The sequence below is a fragment of the Winogradskyella pacifica genome, from assembly GCF_003386275.1.
Classification (GTDB): Bacteria; Bacteroidota; Bacteroidia; order Flavobacteriales; family Flavobacteriaceae; genus Winogradskyella; species Winogradskyella pacifica.
In genome coordinates this window covers 112,819-135,525 of the sequence record NZ_QREI01000010.1, presented here as the reverse complement: position 1 = coordinate 135,525, position 22,707 = coordinate 112,819, and the positions used below count along the sequence as shown (strand labels likewise).

Genomic DNA, 22,707 nt, shown 5'->3' with positions numbered 1-22,707 from the left:
TAAGACGTAAAAGCCGTAAAGTCACAAAACGACAAAGCGACAAAGTTGCAAAGCAAAAAAAATTCAAAATAAAAGAAAACTGGAGCGTACACTTTTTATATGAAATGACTCGTGAAAGTCGTACCAAACTTTTTCTCTGTGAGTCTCTGTGAATACTCCGTGAATCTCAGTGTAATTTTTTCTCGCTAAGTCGCAAAGCTTCAATATAAAAGATAACAGATGTGTCCGTTTTTATAACTAATAATTTATCATCCTATTCTTTAAAACACTTTTAATCGCTGTGTAACTTGCCTTAAGAATTATAAAATATTTAAGAAATATCCTCCCTATTTTCAGTACCTTGTTTTCCTTATAAAAACCACCAATTATGATATCTAAATCAATTAAAGCTACCTTAATTTGTAGTATTGTACTTTTTTCGAGTTGTAAAGAAGACACCACTAAAACTCCCGAAAAAACCATGAGTGATAATGTATTAATCCAAGAATGGACAGGACCTTACAACGGTGTTCCTGCTTTTGATAAAGTTTCAGTCGAAGCTATAAAACCAGCAATGGAAGAAGCTATGAAACGTAATCTTACTGAGATTGAAACTATTGCTAATAATCCTGAGCCTGCAACTTTTGAAAATACTATTGTGGCTATGGAAAGTGCAGGGAAAGAGCTAAGTCGCGTCTTTGCTTATTATGGTATTATGGGAAGTAATGTGTCTTCACCAGAATTCAGAACGGTACAAGCCGAGTTAGCACCAAAACTTTCAGATTTTAGATCAGAAATTTCTCAGAACGAAAAATTGTTCCAACGTATAAAAACCGTTTATGATGCGTCTCAAAAAACACCATTAGAAGCACAAGCACAGCGTGTGGTAGATTTAACCTACAAGCAGTTTGAAATGAATGGCGCCAACCTCAATGCTGAAAAGAAAAAGCGTTATGCTGAAATCAACAAAGAATTATCTACACTTTATACCGATTTTGCAAATAATGTATTACATGATGAAGAAAATTATATCACCTATTTAAACGAAGACCAATTAGGTGGTTTGGCAGATGGTTTTATAAAATCGGCTGCAAAAATAGCAACAGATAAAGGGGAAGATGGAAAATATGCTATTACCAACACACGCTCATCAATGGATCCGTTCCTCACCTACTCTACAGAACGCGAATTACGTAAGCAAGTTTGGGAAAACTATTATTCTAGAGGAGACAATGGAGATGAATATGACAATAATAAAATCATTGCTGAAATATTAAAACTACGTAAAGAACGTGTCGGTTTAATGGGATATGACAATTATGCAGAATGGAGATTGCAAGATCGTATGGCAAAAACACCAGAAAACGCCATGGATTTAATGATGGCTGTTTGGCCTGCTGCAACTGCCAGAGTAAAAGAAGAAGTTGCAGATATGCAAACAGTAGCTAACGAACTTGGCGACAACATTACTATAGAACCATGGGATTATAGATACTACGCAGAGAAAGTACGTAAAAAGAAATACGATTTGGATAGTGACGAAGTGAAGCAATATCTACAATTAGACAAACTAACAGAAGCTATGTTCTTTACGGCTGGCGAATTGTTTAATTATAAATTCACACCAGTTGCAGAAGGCTCTGTCCCTGTGTTTCATGAGGATGTAAAGGTTTGGGAAGTGACCGACAAAGATTCCGGAAAACATATTGGCTTATGGTATTTAGATCCGTTTGCACGCCAAGGTAAACGTTCTGGTGCATGGGCAACCACTTATAGAAGTTCTGATTCTTTTGAAGGAGAGAAAAATGTTTTAGCCTCTAACAATTCTAACTTTGTAAAACCAGCGCCAGGAGAAGCTGTCTTAGTATCTTGGGATGATGCAACGACATTTTTTCATGAGTTTGGCCATGCCCTTCACTTCTTCTCTGCCGATGTAAAATATCCAACCTTAAATGGAGGAGTTAGAGATTACACGGAATTCCAGTCGCAATTATTAGAGCGTTGGTTATCTACAGATAAAGTCATTAATCAATTTTTAGTACATTATAAAACAGGTGAGCCAATTCCTGCTGCATTAGTTGAGAAAATAAAGAACGCTTCTACATTTAATCAAGGTTTTGGAACCACAGAATATTTAGCTTCTGCTTTAATTGATATGAAATTACATTTAGCAGACCCAACAGATATTGACATTGATAAATTTGAACGTGAAACCTTAGACGAATTGGGTATGCCAAAAGAATTACCGATGCGTCACAGAACACCACAGTTTGGACACGTTTTCTCTGGAGAAGGCTATGCAACCGCTTATTATGGTTATATGTGGGCAGATGTCTTAACAAGTGATGCGTCTGAAGCCTTTAGAGAAGCCGAAGGTGGTTTTTACGACAAAGCCGTTGCCGATAAATTAGTGAAGTATTTGTTTGCACCTCGTAACGCTATGGATCCTGCAGAAGCTTATAGAAAATTTAGAGGACGTGATGCTAAGATTGAAGCCTTAATGAAAGATCGTGGATTTCCTGTTCGTGAGACTAAATAGTTAGACTTATTTCTTAGTTCAGGTATTTAAAAATGATAAAGAATAACAAAATTGCCGTTTAAAAAAAATCTTGGAATGTAACTTTGGGAAATTTATAATTTGTATTTATGCGCTATTAAACATTTAGATAGTGTCCATAAAATCAAAAAATAGAATTTATCAATTAGACTTGTTTCGGTTTTTTGCGGCTTTAATTGTTGTTCTTTATCATTATTTTTTTAGAGGCTATGCGGCAGATAATTTATCTGATTTAGACTTTAGTGAAATTAGTGATTACTTTAAATATGGTTTTCTAGGTATAAATATATTCTTCATTATTAGTGGGTTTGTGATCTCATTGTCGATCAAAGATAGATCGTTAACCTCATTTATAATTTCAAGACTATCAAGATTATACCCCATTTATTGGATATGTGTTTTAATAACTTTCGTTGTAATCCTTTTATTTGGAGTTCCTAGATTTACAGCAGAATTAGGGCAGTTTATCTTCAACCTTTCCATGTTTCATAATTACCTTGGAGTTGAAAGTATTGATGGAGTTTATTGGACGCTCTTTATAGAAATGAAATTCTATATTTTCATCATTGGCTCTTTTCTAATTTTGAATAAATTTAAATCAATAAAATTAGATTATTTAATATATGCATGGCTGACGCTGTCGGTATTATATCTCTACTTTAGTGAACTCCCTATCTTTAGAATTGGTAAATCGCTTTTTATTTTAGACTGGAGCTCTTACTTTATTGCAGGCATGATTTTATATCAGATTTATAAAAGTAAATTAAATATAAAATATGCTTTATTATTATCCATTGCACTATTTACATCCATACAACATACTATAACTGAAACGGCTAAAAAAGCAAATCATTTTAATATTGAATTCTCTCCGCTAATTGCTTGCGGCATCATTGTTCTATTTTACTTACTCATATTACTTGTGGCCTGTGGTAAACTGAAAAGTATCAATTCTTCAAAATTTATAAAAATTGGAATGCTGACCTATCCTCTTTATTTAATTCATCAAAAAATTGGATACATTATTTTCGATAATTTAGGAAATGACACGAATAAATATGTCGTGGTAATTTCGACAACTTTTCTTATGATTCTGATATCATATATTTTAAGTGAATTTTATGAACGTAGAGCCTCTAATTATTTGAAAGTTAAAATGAAACTACTAACAAGCAAATACTTAAAGTAATCAGAAAAAATAAGTACTAAATTGTAGCTCGTAATTCACCTGTAATAAAAGCCAAATCAATTATAGAAAATAAAAAAATTAACCTAAGATTTTAACTAACAACTCCTTAAGCAAGTCACCTTGAGGTATTGCATTAGCACCTACACCTTTGCTTTTTACATCTGTTTCGCGAAGCACACCAATAATATAGCTTACTTTTTTCATGGGGTAATTACGAGCAGCATCTAAATATTCATTCACAAAATAAGGATTCACTTTTAATGCCGAAGCTACACTACGAGGGTTTTTATCAGACATACCATGAAGGTGTAATAATTGAGAAAAGAAGCCAAATAACAAAGCAACAGAAACAACAATAGGATTATCCTTTGGGTTTTCGGCAAAATACTTCGCAATTTGATGCGCCTTTATCGCATTTCTACTACCGACAGCTTTACGTAATTCAAAATTATTGTAATCTTTACTTATACCAATATTTTCCTCTATGTGCTCTGGTGTAATTTGAGTACCTGCAGGTAGAACAATCTTAAGTTTCTTAAGTTCGTTATCGATTTTACTAAGATCCGTCCCAAGGAATTCGACTAACATTTGAGCAGCCTTTGGAGATATATTATAATCCTGACCAGCTAAAACACGTCTAATCCAATCAGCCACCTGATTTTCATACATTTTCTTACTTTCGAAAACAATACCACCGTGTTTATTGATGGCCTTATATAAAGCCTTACGTTTATCTATTTTTTTGTACTTATAATTGAGCACTAAAACTGTTGAAGGTTGCGGATTAGCTGCGTATTTTGCTAATTGCTCTATGGTTCTGCTTAAATCTTGAGCTTCTTTAACAATCACAACTTGGCGTTCTGCCATCATAGGATAACGTTTGGCATTACTCACAATATCATCTATAGTTACATCGCGTCCGTAAAGCACCATTTGGTTAAAACCTTTTTCAGCCTCATCTAAAAGATGCTCTTCAATATAGTCTGATATTTTATCAATATAATAGGCTTCCTCACCCATTAAAAAGTAAATAGGTTTTATATCTCCCTTTTTGATTGCAGCTACTATTTCTTTTATTTCGTCCAAATTGTAAAAATACCAAGTTAAAAATTTCAAAATCTAAACGCTTAATTCAGCTTTACACTAAATTATATAGATTTTAGTAATTGAAAATTGTGATTTGTGCTATTCTGCTTTAACTTTGAAAAAAATAAGCTATCCAAGGTGTTGCAAGAACTCAACTTTCCAAAGTTTGAATACCGTTTCAAAAGTACAGAAAATAAAGTTTCTATTTTTGATGTCATTCGGAAAAAATTTATCATTCTTCAACCCGAAGAATGGGTAAGACAACACTGCGTTCATTATTTAATTAATGAGAAAAAATTCCCAAAATCATTGATTAATGTTGAAAAAGAACTGATTATAAACGGCTTAAAAAAACGTTATGATATCGTCATTTTTAACTCGGATGGTAGTATTCATTTAATTGTAGAATGTAAATCGCACAACATACCAATAGACCAGACTACTTTTGATCAGATAGCACGTTATAACTTAGCTTTAAATGCGTCCTTTTTAATGGTTACTAATGGTTTAAATCATTATTATTGTGAAATGGATTTTGATGCTGAACGCTTTTCCTTTTTAAGAGATATTCCCAATTATACACCACACTAAATGTTACAAACTAAAGATATAGCGATTGTTATTTTAAACTGGAATGGGAAAGCTTTGCTTGAACAGTTTTTACCTTCTGTTATAAAACATTCTAATGATGCTATTATCTATCTCGCTGATAATGCTTCAACTGATGATTCTGTGGCATTTGTTGCTGAGCATTTTAAGAATGTAGTTGTTATTCAGAATAGTGAAAACGGTGGGTATGCTAAAGGTTATAACGATGCTTTAAAACATATTGAAGAACCTCTACTCTGCTTACTTAATAGCGATATTGAGGTTACAGAAAATTGGCTTCAACCTATTATTTCAGAATTTAATAGCAATGACAATACAGCCATCATTCAACCTAAAATTTTAGATTACAAAAATAAATCTCATTTTGAATATGCTGGTGCTGCTGGCGGATTTATAGACAAATATGGTTATCCGTATTGCAGAGGCCGAATTTTTGACACCATTGAAGAAGACAACGGTCAATACAACGATACCAAAACAATTTTTTGGTCATCTGGCGCCTGCTTTTTTATAAAAAATGAAACTTATAAAAGCTTAAACGGTTTTGATGAAACCTATTTTGCACATATGGAGGAGATTGATTTGTGTTGGCGTGCATTTAATGCTAACTATACCACAAAGTATATCGGAACTTCAACAGTCTATCATGTTGGTGGTGCGACATTAAATACTACCAATCCTAAGAAAACCTATCTCAATTTTAGAAATAGCTTATTTACGCTTGTAAAAAATACAGATACTAATTTAATTTTTAGAATATTGTTTCGAATGCTATTGGATGGTGTTGCAGCGATGCGTTTCTTGTTTCAATTGAAACCAACATTTCTATTCGCTATTTTAAAAGCACATTTGTCATTTTACTATAATTTACCGCGACTTTTAAAACAAAGAAAACAACTTCCTAAACGTTCTGGTTATTACGAAACAGCGTCTATAGTTTGGTCTTATTTCATAAATAAACGGTCTCAGTTTTAAATGTTTACAAAACTGTTAAAATTTATGTTAATCCATGATAGGAGAACTTTTGTTTTCCATAATTTTGCTATGTTAAAATTAACAATTTAAACTAAAATTCAATTATGAAAAAATTAATGTTATTAGGTGTTTGTTCAATGTTGTTTTTAGCATCTTGTGTGTCTAAGAAAGAACATGTTGCGCTACAAGAAAAATATCAAGAAACCCAAGATTTATTAAATACTGCAACCGTTAAATTAAACAGTTGTCTCTCTGATGTTGCTGCTGCAAATGCGAGAGTAGAAACGATGAAAGATCAATTGGCTGATTTACGTAAATCAAATCAAGATTTAATTGATACCAAAGGAGATTTAACAATCTTAACTAAAAAAGGTTCTGAAAACCTTGAGAAGTCTTTAGAGAGTTTAAAAGAACGTGATTTAAAAATTACAAGATTACAAGATGCGTTAACGAAAAAGGATAGTGTAACACTTGCTGTTGTAACTAGCCTTAAGAAAGCCGTTGGAATTAACGATCCAGATATCGAAATTAATGTAGAAAAGGGAGTTGTATTCATTTCTATTGCTGATAAATTATTATTTAAAAGTGGAAGCTATACTGTAACAACGAGAGCTAACGAAATATTAGCTAAAGTTGCTAAAGTAATAAACAGCAAACCTGATTTTGAAGCTATGGTAGAGTCTCATACAGATGATTTATCTTATAACAAGCCACCATTAGTTGACAACTGGGATTTAAGTGTAAAACGTGCTACTTCTGTAGTAAGAGTTTTAGAGAGCTTAGATGTTAATCCACAACAATTAATTGCTGCTGGTCGTAGTTCTTACGTGCCTTTAGTAGAAAACGATACTGCTGAAAACAGAGCAAAAAACAGACGTACGCGTATTGTTGTAATGCCTAAAATTGACCAATTCTATGAAATGGTTGAAAATGAAATGAAAAATTTATCTGAAGGAAAATAATCCTAATAGATTTTAATATAAAAAAGCCCAATGCGTTTGCATTGGGCTTTTTGTTTTAAATAGTTATCGTTTCAATGTCTCTTTTTGAGTCATCATCACTTAACCTTATAACCTTAATGGATTTTTCCTCATTAGGTTTTCCATAATTTCTATAGATAGTAACTTTTAAACTCGCTGGTCCTGTAATCTTCTGAACACGATCAGAGTAATAATCTACCGAAACTTTATAATCCCCTTTTTGAGCCTCTTTAATCCAATAACTTTCCGGACCGTACCCTTCCGTTAAATCTTCTGATAATCGACCTCCAAATTTCGAAGTGTCATGACCATAGTAAACCACTTCATTATCTGGGTTTTTAACGTATAAATCGAGGTCTGTTTCACCGTGATTCCAATCGACCACCACTCTAATATCTGTTTCTACAGATTTATATGTTTCCCTTAGTTCTTTAGATCGAATACTGTTGTCTGTATTTACTAAATGACACAACTCAACATAAGCATTCTGCTCTATGCCATAATACATTTCCTCTTCATCTTTTTCTAGTAAATCACCATTAATGATTTTTAAAAACAGATCAATTGCAGCATCAATATCACCATTTGCTTCATAAGCTAAAGCTAAATCTCTGTAAGATTGTGGATGCTCAGGGCGCAACTCTAACACAGTCTTATAAACATAAATAGCTAAATCATACTTTTTATATTGCTCTAGTTTATAAGCTAACGCTCTAATAAGTTCGTGATTATCTAATTCAATTTCTATTAGGTTTGTTGCGACTCTTAAGGCCAAATCTATTCTGTTTTTAGTTTCAAAAAAGTCTGCTACATCTAAAAAGAAAGACGGTGTGTTTCTGTAGTTTTCTCTAATTTTCAAATAAGCTATATAAGCTTCTTCTGCGGAGTTTTGTTCGCTCAAATACTGAATATAAGACGCATTCTTATCCCAACTTTGTAATGTGGATTGCTCTGCTATCTTTTTATTTAATTCTTCAATCTCTTTTCTATTTGTTTTTTCACCTTTCTTTGTTGTAATAATAATAACGCCATTAGCACCTCTAGAACCATAGATAGCAGTGGCTCCGGCATCTTTTAATACAGATATAGTAAGTATGTCTGGCGTATTGATATCAGAGATATGACCAGTATAAGGTAAACCATCAACAACATAAAGAGGTTCTTGACTTCCGTTTACAGTTCCTAAACCTCTAATTTTAATAGTAGAGTTTGATCCGGAACTCCCATTAGATTCAGTAATATTAACTCCTGAAACTTGTCCCATTAAAGATTGAGAAACCTTACTTTCTATACTTTCAGATGTTATTCTCGTTACAGAGCTTGTAATAGATGCTTTCCTTGTTGTCCCATAAGCCATAACGACAACTTCATCTAAAGTTGAAGCATCTTCTATTAATACAATATTTAGTGTTGTTTCAGAACTTAATTTCTGTTCTACGCTATCCATACCTACATATGAAACCACTAGTGTTTCGTTTGGTGAGGCATTAATTACAAAGTTCCCATCAAAATCTGTTTGTGCACCTCTAGTTGTTCCTTTAACAATAACCGATACGCCTGGTAATGGTAAACCATCACTAGATGAAATAATAGTACCACTTACTATAGCTTTTGTAGAATCTATATGATGTGTAGCAACTGGCCTTGTGTTTAAGCTGTGAGAACTATTATTAACTATGCGTGTTTCTGTATTAGTATTAGTCGTATTATTTACATTATTAACTTTGGGTTTCTTCTTTATTGGTGTCGTTTTAAGAGTAAAATCTTTGTTGTACCAATCTCTTATAGTCTTATAATCATCTTTTAAATTTGATTTTCTACCTTCTAAATTAGCAAGTAAGTTTTGCTGTTGTAATTTTGATTGTGATAATCTACGCTTATACTCTTCCATTAATTCTGAAGGAGGCTCTATTTTATAACGCACATAATCTTCTATGCGATCTAGCACAATCATTGATGTATAAGGTGAAATTAAATGGTAAGCTTTAGCCAATTCTATTATATCACTTTTATGTTCTTCTTTGTTTTTAGTTAAATAATTAAGCTTCGCTTTTGCCCAAAGGCGTTTAGATATATCAGAATTTGAAGATGAAGAGATATCTACTTTAATGCGTTCCGTAATTTCATCGCCATAACCAAACAATAATTCAATAGGTTTCGCTTCAATATATTTTCCGCTTAAATTGAAATTTTCATCAACAATAGTATGAGCTTTTGGATACATTTCATAAAGTGAATTATTATGCTTTACACCGAGAAACTGAAAAGCTTTATGTTTTAATTTTTCTAAAGCTGAATTTGTAGACGTCGTATTCAAATTTATATAATTGCCTCCATGATCAGATGCCATAACACCTAATAATTGATGATTTGCAGAACTAACAGAATTTAAACAATACAGTGTAGACTTATTCTGTAGATTTAATGTTCCTAAATTATGTAGACCATCAGAAAATAGTAGAACTTCATCAGATTTAGGAATGGACAACCCTTTGTAAGATGTACCACCATCGTACGTAATTTCTTTTAGGGCATTTATGAGCTCCATACTCTTCCCTTTTTTTATTCTATAGACCGTATTACTAATTTCGGTATTACTAAATACCACTACTATCACTTTTACATCACTTAGATATTCCAAATAATTAGAGATAACATCTAACTCTTTGTCTAGCTTTCTGTAATGCATAGAATACGAAGCATCCCAAAGAATTGAGATGGATCTAGGTTTTGTTTTTAGTCTTTTTTTAGGAACAAAAGTTTTACTCAAATGAAAGTACTCTTCAAAAGTTTGTAGTGCAAAAACATTTGTAATAGGTATTTCTAATTTTAAGTCTTTATCTAGTAGTATTTTTTTCTCATGATATGTAGCAGAAAGACCGTTATCGGTATTAATAAATTTAAGCGTTTTATTAAAACTTTCTGTTACAACCGGTACTTGATCTAGATTGTTGCATTTAATTTCAATTTTAAAATCATTTAGAGCGTCTTTAAAACCAAAAGGAATCCCAAACTGATAGTTCCCTTCATTTACCAATAAATTTTGCTCATAGGTAATAACAATTCGTTTATAACCCTTAGCAGGAATAGGATAAACTCTAGCTTTGTAATTATTGCCTTGGGTTTGCTCTAATAGCGCTGGATCTATACGTTGTTTAATGGTGTTTTCATAAGCCACTCGGCCTAATTCTTTCTCCACAACAACCGCAGAGCGTAGTTTTCCATTTAAGTCCATAGCAAAATGAGAAACACTCTGCCCTTGCGCTAAAGGAAAAGCTAATTCTCCTTCGAGAACTCTATTGAGTCCGTTATAAAACGTCATGTCATAAGTCACGGTCGCGTAGTTTCCAGAAACCGCTACATTTACCTGTAGTTTATCTAGTTTTAACTTGGACTTATCTTCTAATTTTACGGATGGGAAATTTTGGGAATAACTTGCTACTGATTGCATCAATACAAGTATTAAAAGGAGTAGTTTTTTCATTGGTTTAGCATTTAAAGTTCAATCAAAACTAAATGCCAAACCAATAAAATAAAACTTATAATGAGTAAAGTATGCGTTTCAATGAGTTAACTCCCTAAAACAGCTTTTATGGTTTTTTTACGTTGAATTTTTCCGTTTACAGTTTCTGAAAATTTCTCTGTAGTATAAATTTCCTTAGGAATTTCAAACTTACCTAAAGTTTTTAATTCTTTAATAGCCTTTACCATATCTACTTTAGAATCCGTCGGATTTTCAACAATAAGAATCAATTTTTCGCCTAAAGTTACATCGTCTTCACCTGCAACAATAAAGCGTTGTTTTATAGCGGGCTGTAATTTATCTTCTATTTGTTCTGGGAATAGTTTTACTCCACCAGAATTGATAACATTATCAAAACGTCCGAATAACTGAAAGCTAGTTTCCGATTGTAATTCTACAATATCATTAGTAATTAAGGCTTCTTCAACCAGTTTTGGAGCGTGTATTACTAAACAGTTTCTATCGTCTTGCTCAAAAGTGACATGTTCTAAAGCTTTAAAATACGGTTCTTTTTCAGCAGATTTAGATTGTAACTGTCTTACAGCAACGTGCGTTACGGTTTCTGTCATTCCGTAAGTTTCAAAAAACTTAGGCTCACAGTTTTTAATTTTTTCTAACAGCGGTTTAGTGACTTTAGACCCTCCAACAATAATTGATTTAATATTCTCAATATAATTAATAGTGTGTTTTAATTGTATTGGCACCATCGCACAGAAATCATAAGTCTTTTCATAATCAAAAATTGGATGTGCAGACGGTTCTACAAAATCAATTTCTAATCCTAGAACCAAAGCACGTACAAACATCATTTTACCAGCAATAAAATGACTTGGTAAACAATGTAAAGCTTTATCACCTGGTTCTAAACCGAAGAAATTACCTGTAGCTATGGCAGAATTCACCATCGCTTGTTTCATTAATTTAATTTCTTTTGGCTGACCTGTAGAGCCCGAAGTCGTTACATATAAAAAGTCCTTATTATTTAACCAATCGATTAAAAAATTACCTGTTACTTTTTCGTAAGCTTCGCCTTCTTTTATGAGACTATAAGCAACTTCTTTTAGATCTTCGTGACTAAAATGAAGTCCATTAAACTTAAAACGGTTGTGTACTTTGTTATATTCTGGTGTCATATTCTACTCAATTATTTTATAATTTTCTTTTGGTGGTTCTTCTACTTTTCCGAATAATTTATCTTTCCAGTTGCTCCATCCATATTTTTTTGAAAGTATTAATAGCATTATAGGATACACTATTAAAACAGGTAACATAATTTCTGAAATTGATCCTAATCCCGGTTCAGACGTATCTTTAAAAAGGGCATCAGTTTGCAATGCTGTCCAATCTGCTGTTACTAATAATGATGCAATTAAATTATTACCTAAATGAAATCCTAAAGCTAGCTCTAAACCTTCATCCATTAAGGTCATAATTCCTAAGAGCAATCCTGTACCAACATAAAAAATCATCATTTGCCAAAATCCAATAGCACCTACCTCTGGATTTGCACTATGCGCAACACCAAATAATATTGAGGTAAAAATTAAAGGAAACCATTTGTTCTTTACTAAGACACCTATGTGTTGCATTAAATAACCTCTAAATAGATACTCTTCTAATCCTATTTGAAACGGGAATAGAATAATACTTATTATAAATAGAATTGAAAATTTAACAGGATTAAACTGAAACACAATTTCAGATGAATCTATAGAATACATTATAAAAAACGAAACAACGGTATAAATTGTAATCATTAAAAATGAGAACAAAATACGTTTAAAATCAACTTTATTTCGTGATGTTGTTAAGGATAAAAGACTCCGTTGATGTATAAATTTAACCAAAATAAATAACAGACCGAGCAAAAACACAAAAGGCAATAGATTAATAACTAACAAAACATTTGCGGGTAAACCCCAGCTATTCATAGCATCCATCGCAGCATCTAAATCACTTGGGTCAGACACTAAATAAAAAATAAAATTACTAATAAAAATACCTGCGACTAAGATTGTTGTAAGGACAAACATCCAAAGTTCGCGTTGTCCTTTATAAGCTTGTTGTATGTAATTCATGTTATAAATTAAAGTTCCAGTGTTGTTTTAAATCGTAATGCAAAGTACCGTTTTTTACACTTAATGGAGAAATAAAATTGTTAGTAAATAAACTTCCGGTTCCTAAACCTTGAGGCATTGTATTTTTTAATGTATACGTCCATTGCGCTATGGCATTCAATCCAATATTACTTTCTAACGCACTGGTTATCCACCATTTTATATTTAAATTTTCTGCACTATCAATCCATTGCTGACTACCTCCAAACCCACCAACTAAGCTCGGTTTTAAAATGATGTATTGCGGCTTTATAGTTTGAAGTAAGTCTTGCTTATTTTCTTTAGAAAACACACCAATTAATTCTTCATCTAAAGCAATAGGCAATGGAGTTGCTTGACAAAGCTGAGCCATCGCATCAAATTGTTTTGGTTTTATGGGTTGCTCAATGGAATGTAACTGGTATTCTGATAATCGTTTTAACTTTTCTAAAGCATCATTAGGTGAAAAGGCTCCATTGGCATCTACTCTTAATTCGATATCTGAAACTGAGAACTCATTCCGTATCGATTTTAAGATATCTAATTCCGTTTGAAAATCAATAGCCCCAATTTTTAATTTAATACAACTAAAACCTGCCTCAATTTTATCCTTAATTTGAGAGCGCATAAAGTCTTCCTTGCCCATCCAAACTAAGCCGTTAATTGGTATACTGTCTTCTCCCTTTGAAAATTCAGAAGGAAATAATTGAAACTGATCTGTACGTTCTAATGATTTAAAAGCGGTTTCCAATCCAAACTGTATACTTGGAAACTCTATCAACTCTGCTAAAAGTTTTTCTAACCCAAGATGAATGTTGTTACAAGTCCATTTTAATTTATCTTCAAAATCTGGCCGATCATCAATAGATAAACCTCTTAAAATACCACACTCGCCAACGCCCGTTTTATCTTCATTTTCTAAAATTATAAACCAAGTTTCCTTGGTTGTCATCACTCCTCGCGATGTGCCGCTGGGACGTTTAAATTTTAAAACATAGTGTTTGTATTCTGCTCTCATCATAGTAATCAAAAATACTTAATTATTTTCGTAAATTAGAGCTCAATTAACAATACAAAATGCCAAATTTTCCTAATATTATTCTTTATGCTATCCCGTTTTTTGTACTGGCAATGGTGTTAGAGTTATATGTAACTACTAAACAACATATTAAGACTTACGAATCTAAAGATGCCTTTACCTCTATTGCTATGGGATTGGGAAACGTGTTTTTGGGTTTTGCGAGTAAAGTTTTGGTGTTATTGGTTTTCTTTTTGGTTTATGATAACTTTAGATTGTTTACTATTCCTGTGGCTTGGTGGTCCTTTTTAATTCTATTTTTTGCGGATGACTTTGCTTATTATTGGTTTCATCGCGTCTCGCATGAATGTCGCCTATTTTGGGCTTCACACGTCGTTCATCATTCATCAGAACATTACAATTTAAGTACAGCACTTAGACAAACATGGTCTGGCGGTTTTTACACCTTTATCTTTTGGTTATGGTTACCGTTGTTAGGCTTTCATCCAGCTATGATTTTATTACAAATGTCTATTAGCTTGTTGTATCAATTCTGGATTCATACGGAAGCTATTAATAAAATGCCCAGATGGTTTGAAGCTATTTTTAATACCCCATCACATCACAGAGTGCATCATGGCAGTAATCCGATTTATTTGGACCGTAATCATGCTGGAATTCTAATTATATGGGATAAACTATTTGGAACATTTCAACCTGAATTAAGCGACGAAAAAGTAAGGTATGGTTTGGTCACAAATATTAAAACATATAATCCAATTAAAATTGCATTTATTGAATGGTGGTTGTTATTGAAAGACGCCTCTTCAGGAAAAAAATCATTAAAAAACAGACTACTCTACCTTATTAAACCGCCCGGTTGGAAACATGATGGAACAGGCAAAATCAGTAATGATTTAAGAAATGAATGGTTAATGCGAAAAAAATAATTCTAGTTACTTTTAATCCACATGCTATTGATTTATAGCGTTAAACTGTAAACTTTCAGCATTTTGTTAACCATTATGTCTTCAGAAAAATGATTAACAGCCTGTTTATATGCATTTTCTCCCAACGCCTTTAAAGTATTCGGGTGTGAGACGATAGTTTCAATAATAGCTGCTAATTGTACGACATTTTCAGATTCAAAAAGAAATCCATTCTCCCCCTCATTAATTTGGTCTTTGGCTCCTTCAATATTAGATCTAATCACGGGTTTTCTCATCATCATTGCTTCTAAAGGCACTAATGGAAAGCCTTCCATTCTTGATGGTAGAATTAACACATCTATCATATTATAAATATCTCTTGGATCTCTAAAAGGAATTAGCGTGACTAAATTTGACAATTTTTTGGCATCGATTAAGTTCTTTAACCAATCTATTTTCCCATCACCTACTATGATTAGATGTATTTTTAAATGTTTACACCGGTCTATCGCTGCAATTAAAATATCTACTCCTTTACGATGACTTATCCTGCCTACAAAACCAAAAATAACCCTATCAATAGGTATATTATTAATTCTCTTTAAATTTAAAACACTGTCTTTATCTAGGGTATACTTATGATCTTTAACTCCGTTGAAAATAAGTTTAACTTCACTTTTTTTATAGTTGTAATCAGACACTAAATTGATTTCTAGCTCTCTACTAATTGCAATTACATAGTCTCCTTTTCTATTGAACATGTGCTTTGGGATTTTCATGTTGTGATGTGTCACAATAAATTTTTTGCCCGTTAGAAACCTATATATAGCAGCTAAATAGGTAGTTACTGGATAATGGGCATGAATGACATCTGGCTTAAGCTTAAACAAATAAAACAAGGCAAATGGAATTGAAAAAATATATGAGAATAACTGATATAACTTAGTACGAAAATTAATCTTGTTATATATAGGAAAAGGCAGTTTAATAAATTTTACACCACTGCTTTTTACCTTTTCGAATAACGTTAAGGCACTTGGATTATCTCCGTGGCCACCCGAAAGGATATAAACAGAATGTCCTCTTTCTATAAGGTTCTCAGCAACAGAATACATATGTGTTGTTGAACCTTCAGCAGGTAAATATCTAGCTAGGTATACGATTTTCATAACTATTAAAAAGAGAATTAAATAATTTTCATTTTTTTAATCATCAAATTAACACACTATGCTAGGTGACTAAAGCATATTTACTTTTACAAAAAATATGTACAACCTATAGGATTGTATATACCTCCTGAACTAACAAGTGAATAATATGATGTATGTAGCTATGAATCAAGTTCATATAAAGATATGTTTTTTAACTGAACTCTCTAATAAATAATTATAAATTTAAAGTGTATGCTATAAAACGAATTAAATTATCTCACATCTTTTCATAGAGATAACTATAAAATATGCATGTAATTTTCAGAAAACACAGAAGACATAAGACATAAGACATAAGAAGGATAAGGTAAATTTAGCAATGATACTTAGAATATCTTCTCTATTAGGTTAACCGGCTTGAGCGTGTCGTTAATAATAATTTCAAAATCAACTACACCTATGATTAACTCTTCTTCGGTTATTACTTCTACTTTCCACAACCCTGGCATCGTATTACTTTTATAGGTGTAGCCACGATACCCATAATTTCGACCTCCTTTTATGGTATAACCAATATCTTCAATAGTTTGCCATTCTTCAGTTTGATTATTATACCATTTCCAACGGTGATAAATTGATTTTTCGATATCAGTTGGAGCAAATATGGATGTAAAAACATAAACCGTTTCTTCAGGCTCTGAAATAAATTTTAACCGATGATCTCGCCAAAATATATACCAGTCGTCTGTTTCAAATGTCACTTTATACGTATTGTTTTCAACTTTAATATTATGTGCCACTAATCCATTTTCTAAAGCCAAAGGCACAGGCGGAATTAGATTAAAAACATAGAACAAGTTAATCATACCGTAAAGTCCAAATACAAGTCCTATCACCTTTCCTAGTTTAATTTCAGCTCTAGTACTAGGACTTTTTAAATAAATAACGCTAATTAAAGTCAATGTTAATGCGAAACTAATAAGACCCGACAAAATAAAGACATTCGTATTCATTACTTTGATGAGCACTGGTATAATGAAAGAGAAAAATGTGAAGTTGATAAAAAAGTAAACGCTGAATTGTAAATACTTATTGGAGATTCGTTTTTTTAGAAGCTCGTTCGCAAAGAGAAGCACTAATAAGATGATAAAAAACGACATCGTCTTAGATAGAGAAACACTTCTAGAAAAGTAGATGACATACGCGCTTGACAGTGCTCCAAAGAAGAATTGAATAGCTAAGGGGTAATAGTCTCTTAATCTTAGTAAAAATCTATTTTTCCATTTAAAATCGTCTGCTAAGTTAAATAAGTAAATCGTAATCGTTAAAAACGTCATATGCAGACTTAAAACGGTTAAATCATATAAGCGATCAACGCGTCCAAGTGTTAACGTATCGAAAACAAATCCACCGATAAAGAAAATAATAGGTGCATATTTCTCGTGCTTACGTATGAATTCCCGAAAAACACTACTCCTAAATTTAACTAATGTTCTTTTCATTTCAATTATAGAAGCATCTAATTATTAAAGTTAATGTTTCACAATACGATATACCTTTTATCAAACCTATTTGATCTAATCAATCTGTTTTACTAGCGTTTAACGTCCAGATTAAAGCTTTTTCTTTTGTCGCTCTAAAAATGGTATTATGCTGCTCATTTGGTTCGTCTGAATATTTCCACACTAACTGCTTAGGTGATTTATTTTCTAAAATTTCAGCAATATTTTGAGAGTGAATAGAAATATCTTTTGCACCAGAAGCGGCAAACCAAAGTTTAGTCTGTCTTTCTGGGAAATTTTCTAAATAGTTTTCCGTGTTTTTTACTAAATAATGATCGTTCCACCATAATGACGGATCCATGGCTATATAAAAATCGAACGTATCTGGGTTAAGAAGAAACGTTTCCATTACAAATAAGCCAGCCAAAGATTCTCCAATAATACCTGTTTTATTAGCCGTTCTATACTTACCATTAATGTCCGTCATTAATTCATCTGTAATAAAAGCTCTAAAATCTTTTGCACCATCTGTTAATGGGCAATACTCCTCATCTGCTTTTACTTCAGAAGCACCAGACAAATCTTTTCTTCTATCTATGTTTTCTATGCCAACAAGGATAATTGGATCTATACTTTTATTTTCAACAAGTTTAGAAATCGTATTTGCAATATGTGGGAAATCCTCCATTACAATACCACCATCTGGCATATAAATTACTGGTAAAGAATCAGTACTCGTTTTATAATTTGGAGGTGTCCAAACGTTAATAACGCGCGTTTCATTTAGAATTGTAGATTCTATCTTAAAATTATCATGTGGAGGAATAGGATCGTTATACTGTGGTGCATTTGAGCAGCTATAAACAACAACACTAATTAGAAAACAACATATTAGATTTTTCATATTTTGAGTTTTTATTAATAGATTATAAACATTTTTAAAAGTTGAACGTTTTATCAATGCAAAATACTATAAAACAACCAACTATAAAAACACACCAACTCTAGTGTCCGTTTTGCTCTAGTTTAATATTTAAACACGATTAAACTTATAACTCTATACGCTCTCCAATCTCTAGCAACATTAAGTCTTTACCCTTATCGAAGAATTTCCGTTTGGCTTCTTCATGATTAATCTCAATATACCCAAAGGTATCGAAATGATAACCTAGAATTTTATCACATTCAACAAAATCGCTTGCTAAAATAGCATCATCAATACCCATAGTAAAATTATCTCCAATTGGTAAAATGGCCAAATCGAGTTTGGTTTGCATCGGAATTAATTTCATGTCCATAGTCAAAGCGGTATCGCCTGCAATGTAAATGGTTTTATGCTCGCCTTCAATAATAAACCCACCAGGTTGTCCGCCATAGGAACCATCAGGAAATGACGAGGTGTGAATGGCATTGACATATTTAAGATTCCCAAATTCGAAATCCCATGATCCACCATGATTCATAGGATGACCTTCTAAATCTTTGTTTTGGAAATGCGTTACAATTTCAAAATTAGAAATGATAATAGCACCTGTACGTTTAGCAATGGCTTCTACGTCTAAAATATGATCTTGATGTGCATGTGTTACGAGAATATAGTCGGCCTTAAGCATATCTATGTCTATCTTTGAAGCTTTATCATTCCCCGTAATAAAAGGATCTACTAAAATATGAATGTCCTTAATTTGAATACCTAAAGCGGCATGACCGTAAAATGTGATTTTCATAATTATATATTTACGTTATTGTAAAATCATAAATTGTCTTTTCTTTCGACCAGAACTCATCATAATAAATTTTCCGTCTTGATAAGTTCCATAAAAAGGTTGATAATAGGTTTTACCCTTATTATCTTGAATCTTACTATATATTACTTCCCAGAGCTGTTGTAAACAATATCGTAGAGTGATGACGATTCAAACCAACCTTTAGAAACTTTAGTTCTGCCATCATCTTTTTCGAGAAGGTTTTTACCAGAGTTTAAAAGCACGTGCAATTCATCATTTTTTAAAAATGCGTTATAAGAAGGAGAATTAGAGCGTTTAAAGATACTTCTTCCCCAATCTAAATTTCCAGAGGCACCAAATTTAAAAATAAGGATATCATCATAATGATAAACGGTTTGCCAATAACCATTATTCATACCTGTAGAAACATAAGTTTGTGTGATATAAAACTCTTCAGCTAATAAATACGTGTTGCCTTGTGAATCTTTTAAAACATAATCTATGTAAAAATTAGTCAGTTCTTTTCCTTTTTCTTTTTTTCTTGAGCCTTTTTTATCACCATACAAATCTTCATATACATCTAAAGGTAACTCATAATTATTTTTACTAGCAACCGAGAAAATATCAGAATCAATGATAAAATTACAGCCCCCTTTAATCTTACCAGTTCTTTTTTCTGAATAAAAACCAATGAGGTGCAGTTTATTATCAACTATTGAAATCCTTAAGTTTCTAATATGCTGATCATCGAGACTTATAGATATTTCTTCGTTAGCTTTTTCTGTAATTTTATTTAAAATAAAACTATAGTTCGCTTCTCCTTTTTTCTTTTCTTTTTTGCCATTTTCGTATAGTTTTCCTAATACAAATACCACACCTTCGTCATTTATAGAAATATCATTATGTTGAAAATATTTTTCTTCATGCTTTTGATAACTCTTAGTGTATATGTGCTCTAAGGTAGTAGCATCAAACACTCTTATGGCATAATCATTTACATCTTTATAAATATTATCTGTAGCCATTGCCAAATATTTTCCATTTGGAGATATATCTATACTGGTTTGACGATCTTTTCGATTACCAAATAAGAATCTTTTTTTTGCTACTGTAGCTTCGAATAATTTCTTTTTGCTATGTGATCCGCTTTTGATATTAAATGTATGACAGTAAACCAAACGCTCTTTAGCCTTAGGCGAAAACACCGTAAACACTTTAATTTCATCACCATAGACAACTTCGCCTATATACCTTTCCTTTTTGTCACTTTTTACGACTAGGTTATGTGTTTTATTGAGGTCATTGTCAAAAACATCGAACAATATATCATGCTTACTCTCTCTAACTATCCCTGTTAAGCCATTTTCAGTAGTATGAATCGTTAATACATCTATTGCTTTTTCTTTATCCTTGTATTCTGCGCTTTCGCTGATATTTAAGGTTGTGTTTTGCGCATTACTAATTGTAAATAAAATTAATAGGATTAACGTAAATAGCTTTTTCATATCATTTATGTAAATTAATTAAAGTGTTAAAATAAAAAAAACTTAAGCATTTACGAGCTTAAGTTTTATAAAAATTTTTATAAGTAACTATGTTTAAATAATCTAATATAAAATATATCCAACTCCCAAAAGTATTGCAATGAGGAATGTGGACAGGGCTAAAACCTTTAATTGACTATCGAAATCATTAGGTTTTTCTGCTGCTTTTATCTTTTTAAGATGAATTAATAAAGGGATAAATGCTAATAAATACATAAAATTATAAGGCTCAACATAATATAATATTGAGAATAGTACTGAGACTAACATAGCACCTATTACAAGCGCAAAATGATACTGTTTAGCACGTTTCTTTCCGAGTTTAATTGCTAAAGTAATTTTCCCTGCATTGGTATCAGAATCAATGTCTCGCATGTTGTTTAAATTTAACACACCTACACTTAATAAACCTATTGAAATAGCTGGTAAGATGACAACATGATCTAATCTATGCATAAAAAGAAAATAACACCCCAAGGTACTAATTAACCCAAAAAAGATGAATACAAAAACATCTCCAAGTGCACGGTAACCATAAGGAGACCTTCCCATAGTGTAATTTAAAGCGGCATAAACTGAAAATCCACTAAGTACTAAAAATAATAAAATATATAAAATACTCCCAGAATCAAAAGCGCTCCAAATAAGGACCATGGTTAATATAATAACGATAATAATATTAAGTTTAATACCATCCATCATTTCATCTGGAGTAATGGCACCACTCTGCAGGGCCCGTTGTGGACCTACACGTTCATCATTATCCGTTCCACGCATACCATCACCATAATCATTAGCTAAGTTTGACAGTACTTGCAAAGCAATTGTTGTTAATATCGCAAGAGCAAAAACCCATGGGTTAAATTTTCCATTATAAAATGCAAAACAACCTCCAAGAATAATTCCAGAAACAGAAAGTGGTAACGTTCTTAATCTCATGGCAGAAAGCCACGGTTTAATTTTATTCATTTCGTTTAGATTAAGGAATCCATTTTTTTGGAAAATTAGGCTTCCTTTTTTCTAAAAAGGCATCTCTACCTTCTTTAGCTTCATCTGTCATATAAGCTAATCGTGTAGCTTCACCTGCAAATACTTGTTGACCAACCATACCGTCATCGGTAAGATTCATCGCAAATTTCAACATTTTTATAGATGTTGGTGATTTAGCTAATATTTCTTGTGCCCATTCGTATGCGGTATCTTCTAACTCTTCATGAGGAATAACGGCATTTACCATGCCCATGTCATAAGCTTCTTGGGCAGAATAATTTCGTCCTAAGAAAAAGATTTCTCTTGCTCTTTTTTGGCCTACCATTTTTGCCAAATACGCAGAGCCATAACCACCATCAAAACTAGTAACATCTGCATCTGTTTGTTTAAAAATAGCATGTTCTTTACTCGCTAAAGTTAAATCGCAAACCACGTGTAAACTATGGCCTCCACCTACAGCCCAACCTGGCACAACAGCAATAACCGCTTTTGGCATAAAACGAATTAAACGTTGCACTTCTAATATGTTTAAACGATGGTAACCATCCTCTCCAACATACCCTTGGTGACCTCTAGCCTTTTGATCGCCTCCAGAACAGAAACTCCAAATACCATCTTTGGTAGAAGGGCCTTCTGCACTTAAAAGTACGACTCCAATATTTACATCTTCGCCTGCATCATAGAAGGCGTCATAAAGTTCTGAAGTGGTCTTTGGGCGAAATGCATTGCGTATATCTGGTCTATTAAATGCAATTCTGGCAACCCCATTGCATTTATGATAGGTTATATCTTCATAAGACTTGGCAACTTTCCAATCTATATGGCTCATATTTATCACTATTTAGAGCGCAA

Annotated in this window: 18 protein-coding genes; 6 read left to right on the top strand and 12 right to left on the bottom strand. The window is 32.4% G+C overall.

What is annotated here, in order from left to right:
- Positions 1-367: 367 nt before the first annotated feature.
- Together DFQ09_RS17315 and DFQ09_RS17310 are read left to right on the top strand one after the other, a co-directional pair.
- Positions 368-2,518: a M3 family metallopeptidase gene (locus tag DFQ09_RS17315; RefSeq protein ID WP_115812632.1), complete on the top strand. Its 2,151-nt coding sequence runs from the start codon at positions 368-370 to the stop codon at positions 2,516-2,518.
- 130 nt (positions 2,519-2,648) lie between these two features.
- A complete protein-coding gene (locus DFQ09_RS17310; protein WP_181897209.1) occupies positions 2,649-3,725 on the top strand; it encodes an acyltransferase family protein in 1,077 nt (358 codons plus the stop codon).
- A 78-nt stretch (positions 3,726-3,803) separates the two neighbouring features.
- Here the strand turns inward: DFQ09_RS17310 and holA are convergent, their stop codons facing one another.
- The gene (gene holA / locus DFQ09_RS17305) at positions 3,804-4,811 is read right to left on the bottom strand and encodes a DNA polymerase III subunit delta (protein ID WP_115812628.1); all 1,008 of its coding nucleotides are present in this window, start codon (positions 4,809-4,811) and stop codon (positions 3,804-3,806) included.
- A 141-nt stretch (positions 4,812-4,952) separates the two neighbouring features.
- Here holA and DFQ09_RS17300 point away from each other — a divergent pair, with 141 nt between their 5' ends.
- The 3 genes from DFQ09_RS17300 (at position 4,953) to DFQ09_RS17290 (ending at position 7,357) form a co-directional block, all read left to right on the top strand.
- A complete protein-coding gene (locus DFQ09_RS17300) occupies positions 4,953-5,402 on the top strand; it encodes a type I restriction enzyme HsdR N-terminal domain-containing protein (RefSeq protein ID WP_245940386.1) in 450 nt (149 codons plus the stop codon).
- Entirely contained in the window at positions 5,403-6,395 is a 993-nt protein-coding gene (locus tag DFQ09_RS17295) for a glycosyltransferase family 2 protein (protein WP_115812624.1), read from the top strand.
- A 104-nt stretch (positions 6,396-6,499) separates the two neighbouring features.
- On the top strand, positions 6,500-7,357 hold the full coding sequence (locus DFQ09_RS17290; RefSeq protein ID WP_115812622.1) for an OmpA/MotB family protein: 858 nt from the start codon (positions 6,500-6,502) through the stop codon (positions 7,355-7,357).
- Between the two features lie 55 nt (positions 7,358-7,412).
- On the opposite strand, the gene DFQ09_RS17285 is transcribed toward DFQ09_RS17290, so the two are convergent.
- The 4 genes from DFQ09_RS17285 to DFQ09_RS17270 all read right to left on the bottom strand — a co-directional run bounded on the left by DFQ09_RS17285 (position 7,413) and on the right by DFQ09_RS17270 (position 14,012).
- Positions 7,413-10,859, bottom strand: coding sequence for a VIT domain-containing protein (locus DFQ09_RS17285; RefSeq protein WP_115812620.1), 3,447 nt, complete (start codon positions 10,857-10,859; stop codon positions 7,413-7,415).
- A gap of 86 nt (positions 10,860-10,945) precedes the next feature.
- Positions 10,946-12,031, bottom strand: a complete 1,086-nt coding sequence (locus DFQ09_RS17280; protein ID WP_115812618.1) for an AMP-binding protein — start codon at positions 12,029-12,031, stop codon at positions 10,946-10,948.
- Between the two features lie 3 nt (positions 12,032-12,034).
- Positions 12,035-12,976, bottom strand: a complete 942-nt coding sequence (locus DFQ09_RS17275) for a CPBP family intramembrane glutamic endopeptidase (RefSeq protein WP_115812616.1) — start codon at positions 12,974-12,976, stop codon at positions 12,035-12,037.
- Between the two features lies 1 nt (position 12,977).
- On the bottom strand, positions 12,978-14,012 hold the full coding sequence (locus DFQ09_RS17270) for an o-succinylbenzoate synthase (RefSeq protein ID WP_115812614.1): 1,035 nt from the start codon (positions 14,010-14,012) through the stop codon (positions 12,978-12,980).
- Positions 14,013-14,071: 59 nt separating this feature from the next.
- Here DFQ09_RS17270 and DFQ09_RS17265 point away from each other — a divergent pair, with 59 nt between their 5' ends.
- A complete protein-coding gene (locus DFQ09_RS17265; protein ID WP_115812611.1) occupies positions 14,072-14,962 on the top strand; it encodes a sterol desaturase family protein in 891 nt (296 codons plus the stop codon).
- Between the two features lie 32 nt (positions 14,963-14,994).
- Here the strand turns inward: DFQ09_RS17265 and DFQ09_RS17260 are convergent, their stop codons facing one another.
- From DFQ09_RS17260 to DFQ09_RS17230, 7 genes are all read right to left on the bottom strand, one after another.
- Positions 14,995-16,110, bottom strand: a complete 1,116-nt coding sequence (locus DFQ09_RS17260; protein ID WP_115812609.1) for a glycosyltransferase family 4 protein — start codon at positions 16,108-16,110, stop codon at positions 14,995-14,997.
- A gap of 368 nt (positions 16,111-16,478) precedes the next feature.
- A complete protein-coding gene (locus DFQ09_RS17255; protein WP_115812607.1) occupies positions 16,479-17,594 on the bottom strand; it encodes a DUF2914 domain-containing protein in 1,116 nt (371 codons plus the stop codon).
- A 79-nt stretch (positions 17,595-17,673) separates the two neighbouring features.
- The gene (locus DFQ09_RS17250; protein ID WP_115812605.1) at positions 17,674-18,498 is read right to left on the bottom strand and encodes an alpha/beta hydrolase; all 825 of its coding nucleotides are present in this window, start codon (positions 18,496-18,498) and stop codon (positions 17,674-17,676) included.
- A gap of 145 nt (positions 18,499-18,643) precedes the next feature.
- A complete protein-coding gene (locus DFQ09_RS17245) occupies positions 18,644-19,321 on the bottom strand; it encodes a metal-dependent hydrolase (protein WP_115812603.1) in 678 nt (225 codons plus the stop codon).
- 143 nt (positions 19,322-19,464) lie between these two features.
- Positions 19,465-20,826, bottom strand: coding sequence for a hypothetical protein (locus DFQ09_RS17240; RefSeq protein ID WP_115812601.1), 1,362 nt, complete (start codon positions 20,824-20,826; stop codon positions 19,465-19,467).
- 102 nt (positions 20,827-20,928) lie between these two features.
- Entirely contained in the window at positions 20,929-21,834 is a 906-nt protein-coding gene (gene menA / locus DFQ09_RS17235; protein WP_115812599.1) for a 1,4-dihydroxy-2-naphthoate octaprenyltransferase, read from the bottom strand.
- A gap of 10 nt (positions 21,835-21,844) precedes the next feature.
- Complete coding sequence (locus tag DFQ09_RS17230) at positions 21,845-22,684, bottom strand: 1,4-dihydroxy-2-naphthoyl-CoA synthase (protein WP_020894547.1); 840 nt, start codon at positions 22,682-22,684, stop codon at positions 21,845-21,847.
- Between the last annotated feature and the right edge of the window lie 23 nt (positions 22,685-22,707).